Genomic DNA, 15544 nt, shown 5'->3' with positions numbered 1-15544 from the left:
AGGCGGTCGTACCGTCGGCGCTGGCGTCGTAGCCAAAATCATCGAATAAGTAGTTGTAATGTATTTTTCGGGCCGGCATAATGGTCGGCCTGATTTTGTTTTAGGTCAGTAGCTCAATTGGCAGAGCGACGGTCTCCAAAACCGTAGGTTGGGGGTTCGATTCCCTCCTGACCTGCCAGATTCACCAGGTGTGTCTGGCTTTCTTTTCACAGGATCCTCATAGATGACTCCTAAAGCTGAAGCTCAAGGCTCTCGCTTCGATCTGCTTAAGTGGCTTGTAGTGGTCGCTTTGGTGGTTGTTGGCGTTGTAGGCAATCAGTATTATTCTGCTTCGCCGATCCTGTACCGTGTACTCGCTTTGCTTGTCATTGCTGCTGTGGCTGCCTTTGTAGGCCTGCAGACTGCCAAGGGCAAGTCTTTCTTTGTACTGGTTAAGGAAGCTCGCACCGAAATTCGTAAAGTCGTATGGCCAACCCGTCAAGAAACCACTCAGACCACGTTGATCGTCGTGGCTGTTGTTTTGGTTATGGCGTTGTTGTTGTGGGGTCTTGATTCCCTGCTGGGTTGGCTCGTTTCCTTGATTGTCGGCTAAGGGTGTCCCGTGGCTAAGCGTTGGTACGTTGTGCATGCTTACTCGGGTTACGAGAAGCATGTCATGCGCTCGCTGATTGAGCGTGTAAAGCTGGCTGGCATGGAAGATGGCTTCGGCGAAATTCTGGTTCCCACTGAAGAAGTGGTTGAGATGCGTAATGGCCAGAAACGCAAGAGTGAGCGCAAATTCTTCCCAGGTTATGTGCTGGTTCAGATGGATATGAATGAGGGTACTTGGCACTTGGTCAAGGATACTCCTCGTGTGATGGGTTTTATCGGTGGTACCGCTGACAAGCCTGCACCAATCACTGATAAAGAAGCGGAAGCTATCCTGCGTCGCGTTGCTGACGGCAGTGACAAGCCGAAGCCGAAGACGCTGTTTGAGCCGGGCGAAACTGTTCGCGTCAATGACGGACCGTTTGCAGACTTTAATGGTGTCGTTGAAGAAGTTAACTACGAGAAGAGCCGGATCCAGGTGGCTGTGCTCATTTTCGGTCGCTCTACCCCGGTAGAGTTGGAGTTCAGTCAGGTCGAAAAGGTCTAACTGAGCAAGCATCCCAACCCCGCAGCCCTAGGCTGTGGGGTTTTGTCGTCACTGGGATAAACGCGCAAGTAACCGGGGAGCCTCTCGAGGCGTTCGAACCCGTAATTGGAGTGCCTCATGGCCAAGAAGATTACCGCTTACATCAAGCTGCAAGTGAAGGCCGCTCAGGCTAACCCAAGCCCACCTGTTGGTCCTGCTTTGGGTCAGCACGGCGTGAACATCATGGAATTCTGCAAGGCTTTCAACGCCCGTACCCAGGGTCTGGAAGCTGGTCTGCCGACTCCAGTGATCATCACTGTCTACAGCGACCGCAGCTTCACTTTCGAAACCAAATCCACCCCTGCTTCGGTTCTGCTGAAGAAGGCGGCCGGTCTGACCAGCGGCTCCGCTCGTCCGAACACCGTTAAGGTTGGCACTGTTACCCGTGCTCAGCTGGAAGAAATCGCGAAAACCAAAAACGCGGATCTGACTGCAGCTGATATGGATGCAGCCGTGCGTACTATCGCCGGTTCTGCTCGTAGCATGGGCCTTAACGTGGAGGGTGTGTAATGGCTAAGCTGACCAAGCGCCAAAAGGCTATTGCCGAAAAAATCGAAGCAGGCAAGGCCTACAACTTCGAAGAGGCCGCAACTCTGCTGGCTTCGCTGCCAGCTGCCAAGTTCGTCGAGTCTTTTGACATCGCCGTTAACCTGGGTGTGGATCCGCGTAAATCCGATCAGGTCGTTCGTAGCGCTACTGTGCTGCCGCATGGCACTGGCAAGACCGTTCGCGTTGCCGTATTCACCCAGGGTCCAGCTGCTGAAGCCGCTCTGGCTGCCGGCGCTGACCGTGTAGGCATGGATGACCTGGCTGCCGAAATGAAAGGTGGCGACCTGAACTACGACGTAGTAATTGCATCTCCGGATGCCATGCGCGTTGTAGGTCAACTGGGTCAGATCCTCGGTCCACGTGGCCTGATGCCTAACCCGAAAGTCGGTACCGTAACGCCAGACGTAGCCAACGCGGTCAAAAACGCCAAGGCTGGTCAGGTTCGTTATCGCACCGACAAAAACGGCATCATTCACACTTCCGTTGGCAAGGTCGGCTTCGAAGCTGGCAAGCTGAAGGAAAACGTTGAAGCTCTGATCGCTGATCTGAAGCGTATCAAGCCAGCTTCCTCGAAAGGTATCTACGTCAAGCGCGTTACCCTGAGCACCACCATGGGTCCAGGCCTGGTCATCGACCAGAGCTCGCTGAACGCGTAAGACAAGCGTTGACGCGATTATTCGCGTCAATTGAAAAAATTGGGGTCCCTGCCTGGCGGGGGCTATCCAAGACCGTAGGCGACGCAAGTCTTAAACCATCAAGCCTACGCAGATGGTGCTCCCGATTCCTTACCGAATCAGACACCAAAACGACATTCGGTTTCGATCGAATGAAACGGTAACAAGCAGGAGTTAAACCCGTGGCAATTAAACTCGAAGACAAGAAGGCCATCGTCGCTGAAGTCAACGAGGCTGCCAAAGTCGCTCTGTCCGCTGTCGTGGCCGATGCCCGTGGCGTAACAGTAGGCGCGATGACCGGACTCCGTAAAGAGGCCCGCGAAGCTGGTGTTTATGTACGTGTCGTGCGTAACACCCTGCTCAAGCGCGCCGTTGAAGGCACCGAGTACTCGGTTCTCAACGACGTGTTCAAAGGCCCGACCCTGATTGCATTCTCGAAAGAACACCCGGGCGCTGCTGCCCGTATCTTCAAAGAGTTCGCAAAGGGTCAGGACAAGTTCGAAATCAAGGCAGCTGCGTTCGAGGGCAAGTTCCTCGCAGCTAACCAGATCGACGTATTGGCAACTCTGCCGACCCGCGACGAAGCAATTTCTCAGCTGATGAGCGTGATTCAAGGCGCTACCAGCAAATTGGCTCGTACTCTGGCGGCAATTCGCGACCAGAAAGAAGCTGCTGCAGCCTGAGGCTGAGCGTTTCCTCTCTCGCGTTTTTTGTTTATTTCGATGGCCGCACAGGCTGTCCCCCAATTCAGGAATTGAGTCATGTCTCTGACTAACGAGCAAATCATCGAAGCGATCGGCCAGAAATCCGTAATGGAAATCGTTGAGCTGATCAAGGCAATGGAAGAAACCTTCGGCGTGACCGCTGCTGCTGCCGTAGCTGCTGGTCCAGCTGCTGGTGCTGCCGCTGCTGCTGAAGAGCAAACCGAGTTCAACGTTGTTCTGGTTGAAGCCGGCGACAAGAAAGTAAACGTGATCAAGGCAGTTCGTGAACTGACCGGTCTGGGCCTGAAAGAAGCCAAAGAGAAAGTCGACGGCGCTCCTCAGGTTGTAGCTGAAGGCGTTTCGAAAGAAGCTGCTGAAGACGCCAAGAAGAAGCTGGAAGAAGCAGGCGCTAAAGTCGAGCTGAAGTAAGCATCGACTTTGCTCCTCCAGCCCGAGCGTCAAGCGAAAGGCTGATGGCTGGTGGCTTATGCCACCGGCCTTTTTCCGTTATTGGCAGCCGACCAGGTCGGTGCTGATGACGAGCTGAACCACCCGATGTGGTGGCGCAAACCATGGGGTTTGCACGATTTTCTGGCTGCTCCCGCCGGGAGGGGCCAAACAAGCAGGTGACCAAGCTGGGGAACGCTGATGGCTTACTCATATACTGAGAAAAAACGTATCCGCAAGGACTTTAGCAAGTTGCCGGACGTCATGGATGTGCCTTACCTCCTGGCCATCCAGCTGGATTCGTATCGTGAATTCTTGCAAGCGGGAGCGACTAAAGATCAGTTCCGCGACGTGGGCCTGCATGCGGCCTTCAAATCCGTTTTCCCGATCATCAGCTACTCCGGCAATGCTGCGCTGGAGTATGTCGGTTATCGCCTGGGCGAACCGGCATTTGATGTCAAAGAATGCGTATTGCGCGGTGTAACTTTCGCCGTACCTTTGCGGGTAAAAGTGCGCCTGATCATTTTCGACAAAGAATCGTCGAACAAAGCGATCAAGGACATCAAAGAGCAAGAAGTCTACATGGGTGAAATCCCCCTGATGACTGAGAACGGTACCTTCGTAATCAACGGTACCGAGCGTGTGATCGTTTCCCAGTTGCACCGCTCCCCGGGCGTGTTCTTCGACCACGACCGTGGCAAGACGCACAGCTCCGGCAAACTGCTGTACTCCGCACGCATCATTCCTTACCGCGGTTCGTGGCTGGATTTCGAATTCGACCCGAAAGACTGCGTATTCGTACGTATCGACCGTCGCCGCAAACTGCCGGCCTCGGTATTGCTGCGCGCGCTCGGTTATACCACCGAAGAAGTTCTGGACGCGTTCTACACCACCAACGTATTCCACGTTAAGGGCGAAAGCCTGAGCCTGGAGCTGGTGCCTCAGCGCCTGCGTGGTGAAGTAGCGGTCCTCGACATCCAGGACGGCAATGGCAAGGTGATTGTCGAACAGGGTCGTCGTATCACTGCCCGTCACATCAACCAACTGGAAAAAGCCGGGATCAAGGAGCTGGATGTACCTCTGGACTACGTCCTGGGTCGCACCACTGCCAAGGTCATCGTGCATCCGGCAACCGGTGAGATCCTGGCAGAGTGCAACACCGAGCTGACAACCGAAGTTCTGGCGAAAGTCGCCAAGGCCGGTGTGGTTCGTCTTGAAACCCTGTACACCAACGACATCGACTGCGGTCCGTTCATTTCCGACACGCTGAAGATCGACTCCACCGGCAACCAATTGGAAGCGCTGGTCGAGATCTATCGCATGATGCGTCCAGGCGAGCCGCCAACCAAAGACGCTGCCGAAACGCTGTTCAACAACCTGTTCTTCAGCGCTGAGCGTTATGACCTCTCTGCGGTCGGCCGGATGAAGTTCAACCGTCGTATCGGTCGCACCGAAATCGAAGGTTCCGGTGTCCTGAGCAAGGAAGATATCGTTGCGGTCCTGAAGACCCTGGTCGATATCCGTAACGGCAAAGGCATCGTCGATGACATCGACCACTTGGGTAACCGCCGTGTTCGCTGCGTAGGCGAAATGGCCGAGAACCAGTTCCGTGTTGGCCTTGTACGCGTTGAGCGCGCGGTCAAGGAGCGTCTGTCGATGGCCGAAAGCGAAGGCCTGATGCCGCAGGACCTGATCAACGCCAAGCCGGTTGCGGCGGCGGTGAAAGAGTTCTTCGGTTCCAGCCAGCTGTCGCAGTTCATGGACCAGAACAACCCGCTGTCCGAGATCACCCACAAGCGTCGCGTTTCTGCACTCGGCCCTGGTGGTCTGACTCGTGAGCGTGCAGGCTTCGAAGTCCGCGACGTTCACCCGACCCACTACGGTCGTGTTTGCCCGATTGAAACGCCGGAAGGTCCGAACATTGGTCTGATCAACTCGCTGGCTGCTTATGCACGCACCAACCAGTACGGCTTCCTCGAGAGCCCGTACCGCGTGGTGAAAGAGGGTGTGGTCACCGACGACATCGTGTTCCTGTCCGCTATTGAAGAAGCCGATCATGTGATCGCGCAGGCTTCGGCGACCATGAACGAGCAGAAAGTCCTGGTCGACGAACTGGTAGCCGTACGTCATCTGAACGAATTCACCGTCAAGGCGCCTGAAGAAGTCACTTTGATGGACGTTTCGCCGAAGCAGGTAGTTTCGGTTGCGGCGTCGCTGATTCCGTTCCTCGAGCACGACGACGCCAACCGTGCGTTGATGGGTTCGAACATGCAGCGTCAGGCTGTACCAACCCTGCGTGCCGACAAGCCGCTGGTAGGTACCGGCATGGAACGTAACGTGGCTCGCGACTCCGGCGTTTGCGTCGTGGCTCGCCGCGGCGGCGTGATCGACTCCGTTGATGCCAGCCGTATCGTGGTCCGTGTTGCCGATGACGAAGTTGAAACCGGCGAAGCGGGTGTCGACATCTACAACCTGACCAAGTACACCCGTTCGAACCAGAACACCTGCATCAACCAGCGTCCGCTGGTGAGCAAGGGTGATCGCGTTCAGCGTGGTGACATCATGGCCGACGGTCCGTCCACCGACATGGGTGAACTGGCTCTGGGTCAGAACATGCGCATCGCGTTCATGGCATGGAACGGCTTCAACTTCGAAGACTCCATCTGCCTGTCCGAGCGTGTGGTTCAGGAAGACCGCTTCACCACGATCCACATCCAGGAACTGACCTGTGTGGCTCGTGACACCAAGCTTGGCCCAGAGGAAATCACTGCGGACATCCCGAACGTGGGTGAGGCTGCACTGAACAAACTGGACGAAGCCGGTATCGTTTACGTAGGTGCCGAAGTCGGCCCGGGCGACATTCTGGTCGGTAAGGTCACTCCGAAAGGCGAGACTCAACTGACGCCGGAAGAAAAGCTGCTTCGCGCAATTTTCGGTGAGAAGGCCAGCGACGTTAAAGACACTTCCCTGCGCGTGCCGACCGGCACCAAAGGTACTGTCATCGACGTTCAGGTTTTCACCCGTGATGGCGTTGAGCGCGACAGCCGTGCCCTGTCGATCGAAAAGTCCCAGCTGGACGAGATCCGCAAGGATCTGAACGAAGAGTTCCGCATCGTTGAAGGCGCAACCTTCGAACGTCTGCGTTCCGCTCTGGTAGGCCACAAGGCCGAAGGCGGCGCGGGTCTGAAGAAAGGTCAGGACATCACCGACGAAGTGCTCGACGGTCTCGAGCATGGTCAGTGGTTCAAACTGCGCATGGCTGAAGATGCTCTGAACGAGCAGCTCGAGAAGGCTCAGGCCTACATCGTTGATCGCCGCCGTCTGCTGGACGACAAGTTCGAAGACAAGAAGCGCAAGCTGCAGCAGGGCGATGACCTGGCTCCGGGCGTACTGAAGATCGTCAAGGTTTATCTGGCAATCCGTCGTCGCATCCAGCCGGGCGACAAGATGGCCGGTCGTCACGGTAACAAGGGTGTGGTCTCTGTGATCATGCCGGTTGAAGACATGCCGCACGATGCCAATGGCACCCCGGTCGACGTTGTCCTGAACCCGCTGGGCGTACCTTCGCGTATGAACGTCGGTCAGATCCTTGAAACCCACCTGGGCCTTGCAGCCAAGGGCTTGGGCGAGAAGATCAACCGGATGGTCGAAGAGCAGCGCAAAGTCGCTGAGCTGCGTACTTTCCTGGACGAGATCTACAACCAGATCGGCGGTCGCAACGAAGATCTGGACAGCTTCTCCGATCAGGAGATCCTGGATCTGGCGAAGAACCTGCGTGGCGGCGTTCCTATGGCCACTCCGGTGTTCGACGGTGCCAAGGAAGTTGAAATCAAGGCCATGCTGAAACTGGCGGATCTGCCAGAAAGCGGCCAGATGCAGCTGACCGACGGCCGTACCGGCAACAAGTTCGAGCGTCCAGTTACCGTTGGCTACATGTACATGCTGAAGCTGAACCACTTGGTAGACGACAAGATGCACGCGCGTTCTACCGGTTCGTACAGCCTGGTTACCCAGCAGCCGCTGGGTGGCAAGGCGCAGTTCGGTGGTCAGCGTTTCGGGGAGATGGAGGTCTGGGCACTGGAAGCATACGGTGCTGCTTACACTCTGCAAGAAATGCTCACAGTGAAGTCGGACGATGTGAACGGTCGGACCAAGATGTACAAAAACATCGTGGACGGCGATCACCGTATGGAGCCGGGCATGCCCGAGTCCTTCAACGTGTTGATCAAGGAAATTCGTTCCCTCGGCATCGATATCGATCTGGAAACCGAATAACACGTGACGCGATCGAGAGCGGGGCAGGACTGCCCGCTCTCTGCTCCGCCAGGAGGAAAGGCCTTGAAAGACCTACTGAATTTGCTGAAAAACCAGGGTCAAGTCGAAGAGTTCGACGCCATCCGTATCGGATTGGCCTCGCCTGAGATGATCCGCTCGTGGTCGTTCGGTGAAGTTAAAAAACCGGAAACCATCAACTACCGTACGTTCAAGCCTGAGCGTGACGGTCTGTTCTGCGCCAAGATCTTTGGCCCGGTAAAGGATTACGAGTGCCTGTGCGGTAAGTACAAGCGCTTGAAGCATCGTGGTGTGATCTGCGAGAAGTGCGGCGTTGAAGTTGCACTGGCCAAGGTTCGTCGTGAGCGCATGGCGCACATCGAACTGGCTTCGCCGGTTGCCCATATCTGGTTCCTGAAATCGCTGCCGTCCCGTATCGGCCTGCTGATGGACATGACCCTGCGTGATATCGAACGCGTTCTCTACTTCGAGAGCTATGTCGTTATCGATCCGGGCATGACCACGCTTGAAAAAGGTCAGCTGCTGAACGACGAGCAGTACTTCGAAGCGCTGGAAGAGTTCGGTGACGATTTCGACGCCCGTATGGGTGCCGAGGCTGTTCGCGAACTGCTGCACGCTATCGACCTGGAACACGAGATTGGTCGTCTGCGTGAAGAAATTCCGCAAACCAACTCTGAAACCAAGATCAAGAAGCTGTCCAAGCGTCTGAAGTTGATGGAAGCCTTCCAGGGTTCCGGCAACCTGCCAGAGTGGATGGTGCTGACCGTTCTGCCGGTTCTGCCGCCGGATCTGCGTCCACTGGTCCCACTGGATGGCGGTCGCTTCGCGACTTCCGACCTCAACGATCTGTATCGTCGAGTGATCAACCGTAACAACCGTTTGAAGCGCCTGCTGGATCTGTCCGCTCCGGACATCATCGTGCGCAACGAAAAGCGTATGTTGCAGGAGGCTGTCGATGCACTGCTCGACAACGGTCGTCGCGGCCGCGCCATCACCGGTTCGAACAAGCGTCCTCTGAAATCCCTGGCCGACATGATCAAGGGTAAGCAGGGTCGTTTCCGTCAGAACCTGCTCGGTAAGCGCGTTGACTACTCCGGTCGTTCGGTAATTACCGTAGGCCCGACCCTGCGTCTGCACCAGTGCGGTCTGCCGAAGAAGATGGCTCTGGAGCTGTTCAAACCGTTCATTTTCGGCAAGCTGGAAATGCGTGGTCTGGCGACCACCATCAAAGCGGCCAAGAAAATGGTCGAGCGCGAACTGCCAGAGGTCTGGGACGTTCTCGCTGAAGTGATTCGCGAACACCCGGTTCTTCTCAACCGTGCACCGACCCTCCACCGTCTGGGTATCCAGGCGTTTGAACCGGTACTGATCGAAGGCAAGGCTATTCAGCTGCATCCTCTGGTCTGCGCCGCGTACAACGCCGACTTCGACGGCGACCAGATGGCCGTGCACGTACCGCTGACACTGGAAGCCCAGCTCGAAGCGCGTGCGTTGATGATGTCGACCAACAACATTCTGTCGCCAGCCAACGGTGAGCCAATCATCGTTCCGTCGCAGGACGTTGTACTGGGTCTGTACTACATGACTCGTGAAGCGATCAACGCCAAGGGCGAAGGTCGTGTGTTCGCGGATCTGCAGGAAGTTGACCGTGTGTTCCGTGCCGGCGAAGCCGCATTGCACGCCAAGATCAAGGTTCGTATCAACGAAACCGTGAACGACCGTGACGGCAACAGCGTTAACAACACCCGTATCGTCGACACCACCGTCGGCCGTGCGCTGCTGTTCCAGGTTGTGCCAAAAGGTCTGTCGTTCGACGTCGTCAACCTGCCGATGAAGAAAAAGGCGATCTCCAAGCTGATCAACCAGTGCTACCGCGTGGTGGGTCTGAAAGAGACCGTGATCTTCGCTGACCAGTTGATGTACACCGGTTTCGCCTACTCGACCATTTCCGGTGTTTCCATCGGTGTGAACGACTTCGTCATCCCGGACGAGAAAGCTCGCATCATCGGTGCTGCCACCGATGAAGTGAAAGAAATCGAGAGCCAGTACGCCTCCGGCCTGGTAACCCAGGGCGAGAAGTACAACAAAGTGATCGACCTTTGGTCGAAAGCGAACGACGAAGTTTCCAAGGCGATGATGGCCAACCTCTCGAAAGAGAAAGTCATCGACCGTCACGGTGACGAAGTCGAGCAGGAATCGTTCAACTCGATGTACATGATGGCCGACTCGGGTGCGCGGGGTTCCGCAGCACAGATTCGTCAGCTGGCCGGTATGCGTGGTCTGATGGCCAAGCCGGACGGTTCCATCATCGAAACGCCGATTACCGCGAACTTCCGTGAAGGTCTGAGCGTACTCCAGTACTTCATCTCGACCCACGGTGCTCGTAAGGGTCTGGCGGATACCGCGTTGAAAACCGCTAACTCCGGTTACCTGACTCGTCGTCTGGTAGACGTGGCGCAGGATCTGGTCGTGACCGAGATCGATTGCGGCACCGAGCACGGCCTGGTGATGACTCCGCACATTGAAGGCGGCGACGTTGTAGAACCGTTGGGTGAACGTGTACTGGGTCGTGTCATTGCCCGTGACGTATTCAAGCCGGGCACCGAGGACGTCATCGTTCCGGCGGGCACCCTGGTAGACGAGAAGTGGGTCGAGTTCATCGAGCTGAACAGCATCGACGAAGTGATCGTGCGCTCGCCTATCAGCTGCGAAACCCGCTACGGCATCTGCGCCAAGTGCTACGGCCGTGACCTGGCTCGTGGTCACCTGGTGAACATCGGTGAGTCGGTCGGCGTAATCGCTGCCCAGTCCATCGGTGAGCCGGGTACCCAGCTGACGATGCGTACGTTCCACATCGGTGGTGCGGCGAGCCGTACTTCCGCGGCCGACAGCGTTCAGGTGAAAAATGGCGGTACAGTCCGTCTGCACAACCTGAAGCACGTTGAGCGTGTGGATGGCAACCTGGTTGCTGTGTCGCGTTCCGGTGAGCTGGCGATCGCAGATGACTTCGGTCGTGAGCGCGAGCGTTACAAGCTGCCGTACGGTGCGGTGATTTCGGTTAAAGAAGGTGACAAGGTCGACGCTGGTGCCATCGTGGCCAAGTGGGATCCGCACACTCACCCGATCGTTACCGAGATGAAAGGTACTGTGACCTTCGTGGGCATGGAAGAAGGCATCACGATCAAGCGTCAGACCGACGAATTGACCGGTATGACCAACATCGAAGTGCTCGATCCGAAAGATCGTCCGGCTGCCGGCAAGGATATTCGTCCTGCCGTGAAGATGGTCGACGCCAACGGCAAGGATCTGTTGTTGCCAGGTACCGACGTTCCGGCTCAGTACTTCCTGCCTGCCAACGCTTTGGTTGGTGTGGCGGATGGTGCTCAGATCGCGGTGGGTGACGTTGTTGCGCGTATTCCGCAAGAGACTTCGAAGACTCGCGACATCACCGGTGGTCTGCCGCGTGTAGCCGACCTGTTCGAAGCCCGTCGTCCAAAAGAGGCGTCGATCCTGGCTGAAGTCAGCGGCACCATCGCGTTCGGTAAAGAGACCAAGGGCAAGCGCCGTCTGGTCATCACTCCGAACGACGGTAGCGATCCGTACGAAGAGCTGATTCCGAAGTGGCGTCACCTGAACGTGTTCGAAGGCGAACAGGTAAACCGCGGCGAAGTTATCTCCGACGGCCCGAGCGATCCTCACGACATCCTGCGTCTGCTGGGTGTCAGCGCGCTGGCCAAGTACATCGTGAACGAAATCCAGGACGTTTACCGTCTGCAAGGCGTGAAGATCAACGACAAGCACATCGAGACCATTCTGCGTCAGATGCTGCGTAAGGTTGAGATCTCTGAATCCGGCGATTCCAGCTTCATCAAGGGCGACCAGATGGAACTGACTCACGTACTGGTAGAGAACGAGCGTCTGAATGCGGAAGACAAGTTTGTCGCCAAGTTCACCCGCGTTCTGCTGGGTATCACCAAGGCGTCGTTGTCGACCGAATCGTTCATCTCGGCGGCTTCCTTCCAGGAAACCACCCGCGTACTGACCGAAGCGGCGGTAACCGGCAAGCGCGATTACCTGCGCGGCCTGAAAGAAAACGTGGTCGTGGGTCGTCTGATCCCGGCTGGTACCGGTCTGGCTTATCACAGCGAGCGCAAGCGTCGTCGTGATGCGGACAAACCGTTGCGCGTAAGCGCCAGTGAAGTGGAAGCTGCACTGACCGAAGCGCTGAACTCGAGCGGTAACTGAGTTCTGCGATAAATGAGCTGAGGCCCTGATCGCGCCGTTCATCGAATCGAGACAGTTTGTCGAAGTTCGATGGGCGGGGAGGTCGGGGCCTTGCCTTGACTGGGGGCAAGATCCTCTTTAGACTCTTGATCCCCTAAATTTGGCGGGAATCCGTTCCTGCCATTTTGCTTTTCTTGCAAGACAATAGCGTCGCAAGACAACAGTGGAGCTAGTAGATGGCAACTATCAACCAGCTGGTACGTCAGCCGCGTAAGCGTATCGTCGAGAAATCCGACGTACCTGCGCTGCAGAACTGCCCGCAACGTCGTGGCGTGTGCACCCGTGTGTACACCACTACGCCGAAAAAACCTAACTCGGCACTGCGTAAAGTATGCCGTGTGCGTCTGACCAACGGTTTCGAGGTTTCCTCGTACATCGGTGGTGAAGGCCACAACCTGCAAGAGCACAGCGTGGTTCTGATTCGTGGCGGTCGTGTAAAAGACTTGCCAGGTGTTCGTTACCACACCGTTCGCGGCTCCTTGGATACTTCCGGCGTTAAAGGCCGTAACCAGGGTCGTTCGAAGTACGGTACCAAGCGTCCGAAGTAATCGGTCGTTTTGCAGTTTTTTATTTTACTGAGTCGATAAGAGTAAGGTCGGGCGCGCATCCTCGCGGATCTGTCCCGAACTAACCTGAAGACCGTTTGAGGGCTTATCAATGCCAAGACGTCGCGTAGCAGCAAAGCGTGAGATTCTGGACGATCCGAAATACGGAAGCCAAATCCTCGCCAAATTCATGAACCACGTTATGGAAAGCGGCAAGAAAGCCGTTGCCGAACGTATCGTTTATGGTGCCCTGGAAACCGTTGCAGCTCGCAAGACCGGCACCGATCCCCTGGAACTCTTCGAAAAAGCACTCGACGCCATCGCTCCGCTGGTCGAAGTGAAGTCGCGCCGTGTTGGCGGTGCTACTTACCAGGTTCCGGTTGAAGTTCGTCCTTCGCGTCGTAACGCTCTGGCAATGCGCTGGCTGGTAGACTTCGCCCGCAAGCGCGGCGAGAAGTCCATGGCTCTGCGTTTGGCTGGCGAACTGCTGGATGCTGCTGAAGGTAAAGGTGCTGCTGTTAAGAAGCGTGAAGACGTGCACCGTATGGCCGAAGCTAACAAGGCTTTCTCGCACTACCGCTTCTAATTTTAGCTTCACTAATTTTGCGAGGGCTTTATGGCTCGTACTACTGCAATCAACCGCTACCGTAACATTGGTATCTGTGCTCACGTTGACGCGGGCAAGACCACTACTACCGAGCGGATCCTGTTTTACACAGGTCTGAGCCACAAAATGGGCGAGGTGCATGATGGCGCCGCGACCACCGACTGGATGGTGCAGGAGCAGGAGCGGGGTATTACCATTACTTCCGCTGCTGTTACCACTTTCTGGAAAGGTTCCCGTGGTCAGTATGACAACTATCGCGTAAACGTTATCGATACCCCGGGTCACGTTGACTTCACCATTGAAGTAGAGCGTTCCCTGCGCGTACTCGACGGCGCTGTCGTTGTTTTCTGCGGCACCTCCGGTGTCGAGCCTCAGTCCGAAACCGTATGGCGTCAAGCCAACAAGTACGGCGTTCCACGTGTTGTTTACGTGAACAAGATGGACCGTGCCGGCGCGGACTTCCTGCGCGTTGTCGGTCAGATCAAGAACCGTCTGGGTCACACCCCGGTTCCGGTCCAGCTGGCCATCGGTGCAGAAGATAACTTCGAAGGTCAGGTTGATCTGATCAAGATGAAGGCTATCTACTGGAACGAAGACGACAAGGGCACTACCTATCGTGAGGAAGAAATTCCTGCGCATCTGGTAGAGCTGGCCAACGAGTGGCGCAACAACATGGTTGAGGCTGCTGCCGAAGCCAGCGAAGAACTGATGAACAAGTACCTTGAAGAAGGTGAGCTGTCCGTCGAAGAGATCAAGGCAGGCCTGCGTGCGCGCACCCTGGCCAGCGAGATCGTTCCGGCTGTCTGCGGTTCGTCGTTCAAGAACAAGGGTGTTCCCCTGGTTCTCGACGCTGTTATCGACTTTCTGCCTGCTCCGACCGAGATCCCTGCGATCAAGGGTATCCACCCTGATCTGATCGACGTTCCGAAAGACGAAGTCAAGCCAGAGCAATACGACGAGCGTCACGCTGATGACGACGAGCCGTTCTCGGCACTGGCGTTCAAGATTGCCACCGACCCGTTCGTGGGTACTCTGACCTTCGTTCGCGTTTACTCGGGCTTCCTGACCTCCGGTGACTCCGTCATCAACTCGGTCAAGGGCAAGAAAGAGCGCGTGGGTCGTATGGTGCAGATGCACGCCAACCAGCGTGAAGAAATCAAGGAAGTGCGTGCGGGCGATATCGCCGCTCTGATCGGCATGAAGGACGTCACCACCGGTGATACCCTGTGCAACGCCGACAAGCCGATCATCCTCGAGCGTATGGATTTCCCTGAGCCTGTGATTTCGCTCTCCGTCGAGCCGAAAACCAAGCAGGACCAGGAGAAGATGGGTATCGCACTGGGCAAGCTGGCTCAGGAAGACCCGTCGTTCCGCGTCAAGACCGATGAAGAAACCGGTCAGACCATCATCTCCGGTATGGGTGAGCTGCACCTGGACATCCTCGTTGACCGCATGAAGCGCGAGTTCAACGTCGAGGCCAACATCGGCAAGCCACAGGTTTCGTACCGCGAGAAGATCACCAAGTCCAACGTCGAGATCGAAGGCAAGTTCGTTCGTCAGTCGGGTGGTCGTGGTCAGTTCGGTCACTGCTGGATCCGCTTCTCGGAACCGGATGCCGACGAAAAAGGCAACATCACCGAAGGTCTGGTTTTCACCAACGAAGTTGTTGGTGGTGTGGTTCCTAAGGAATACATTCCGGCGATCCAGAAGGGTATCGAAGAGCAGATGAAGAACGGCGTTGTTGCCGGCTATCCGCTGATCGGCCTGAAGGCTACCGTGTTTGACGGTTCCTACCATGACGTCGACTCCAACGAGATGGCGTTCAAGGTCGCTGCTTCGATGGCAACCAAGCAACTGGCCCAGAAGGGTGGTGGCGTGGTTCTCGAGCCGATCATGAAGGTGGAAGTCGTTACTCCGGAAGACTACCTGGGTGACGTGATGGGTGACCTGAACCGCCGTCGTGGTCTGGTTCAGGGCATGGAAGACTCGGTCTCCGGCCGTGTCGTTCGTGCTGAAGTTCCGCTCGGAGAGATGTTCGGTTACGCAACCGACGTTCGTTCCATGTCTCAGGGTCGCGCGAGCTACTCCATGGAATTCTCCAAATACGCCGAAGCTCCGTCGAACATCGTCGAAGCTCTCGTTAAAAAACAAGGCTGATTCAGCCCCCCTTTAGGCTAGGAGTTAATTGTCGTGGCTAAAGAAAAATTTGATCGTTCCCTACCTCACGTAAACGTTGGCACCATCGGCCACGTTGACCACGGTAAAAC

General features: G+C 56.2%; 11 protein-coding genes, 1 tRNA gene and 1 pseudogene. All 13 read left to right on the top strand.

Annotated features, from left to right (window positions below; all coding sequences use genetic code 11):
* Positions 1-102: 102 nt before the first annotated feature.
* Positions 103-178: transfer RNA gene (locus tag BBF94_RS26705), tRNA-Trp, on the top strand.
* 45 nt (positions 179-223) lie between these two features.
* Positions 224-592 carry a preprotein translocase subunit SecE gene (gene secE / locus BBF94_RS26700; protein ID WP_007916493.1) on the top strand — a complete coding sequence of 123 codons (369 nt, stop codon included), beginning with the start codon at positions 224-226 and terminating at the stop codon, positions 590-592.
* Positions 593-601: 9 nt separating this feature from the next.
* Positions 602-1135, top strand: a complete 534-nt coding sequence (nusG, locus tag BBF94_RS26695) for a transcription termination/antitermination protein NusG (RefSeq protein ID WP_007957598.1) — start codon at positions 602-604, stop codon at positions 1133-1135.
* 117 nt (positions 1136-1252) lie between these two features.
* Positions 1253-1684: a 50S ribosomal protein L11 gene (rplK, locus tag BBF94_RS26690; protein ID WP_003228756.1), complete on the top strand. Its 432-nt coding sequence runs from the start codon at positions 1253-1255 to the stop codon at positions 1682-1684.
* On the top strand, positions 1684-2379 hold the full coding sequence (gene rplA, locus BBF94_RS26685; protein ID WP_065261909.1) for a 50S ribosomal protein L1: 696 nt from the start codon (positions 1684-1686) through the stop codon (positions 2377-2379). Before rplK ends, rplA begins: the two co-directional genes overlap by 1 nt.
* 200 nt (positions 2380-2579) lie before the next feature.
* A complete protein-coding gene (gene rplJ, locus BBF94_RS26680) occupies positions 2580-3080 on the top strand; it encodes a 50S ribosomal protein L10 (RefSeq protein WP_040071288.1) in 501 nt (166 codons plus the stop codon).
* A 78-nt stretch (positions 3081-3158) separates the two neighbouring features.
* The gene (gene rplL, locus BBF94_RS26675) at positions 3159-3530 is read left to right on the top strand and encodes a 50S ribosomal protein L7/L12 (RefSeq protein WP_065261908.1); all 372 of its coding nucleotides are present in this window, start codon (positions 3159-3161) and stop codon (positions 3528-3530) included.
* A 219-nt stretch (positions 3531-3749) separates the two neighbouring features.
* Positions 3750-7823, top strand: a complete 4074-nt coding sequence (rpoB, locus tag BBF94_RS26670; RefSeq protein WP_065261907.1) for a DNA-directed RNA polymerase subunit beta — start codon at positions 3750-3752, stop codon at positions 7821-7823.
* A 63-nt stretch (positions 7824-7886) separates the two neighbouring features.
* Positions 7887-12086, top strand: a complete 4200-nt coding sequence (gene rpoC, locus BBF94_RS26665; RefSeq protein ID WP_065261906.1) for a DNA-directed RNA polymerase subunit beta' — start codon at positions 7887-7889, stop codon at positions 12084-12086.
* A 215-nt stretch (positions 12087-12301) separates the two neighbouring features.
* Positions 12302-12673 (top strand): 30S ribosomal protein S12, encoded by a 372-nt coding sequence (gene rpsL, locus BBF94_RS26660; RefSeq protein ID WP_003186084.1) that lies wholly within the window; start codon positions 12302-12304, stop codon positions 12671-12673.
* Positions 12674-12782: 109 nt separating this feature from the next.
* Positions 12783-13256, top strand: a complete 474-nt coding sequence (gene rpsG, locus BBF94_RS26655) for a 30S ribosomal protein S7 (protein ID WP_007957592.1) — start codon at positions 12783-12785, stop codon at positions 13254-13256.
* 30 nt (positions 13257-13286) lie between these two features.
* A complete protein-coding gene (gene fusA / locus BBF94_RS26650) occupies positions 13287-15434 on the top strand; it encodes an elongation factor G (RefSeq protein WP_065261905.1) in 2148 nt (715 codons plus the stop codon).
* Between the two features lie 33 nt (positions 15435-15467).
* Positions 15468-15544 (top strand): annotated as a pseudogene (locus BBF94_RS28100) (GTP-binding protein); the annotation flags it as partial.

This window comes from Pseudomonas bananamidigenes (assembly GCF_001679645.1).
Lineage (GTDB): Bacteria > Pseudomonadota > Gammaproteobacteria > Pseudomonadales > Pseudomonadaceae > Aquipseudomonas > Aquipseudomonas bananamidigenes.
This window is presented reverse-complemented; position numbering and strand designations above follow the sequence as displayed.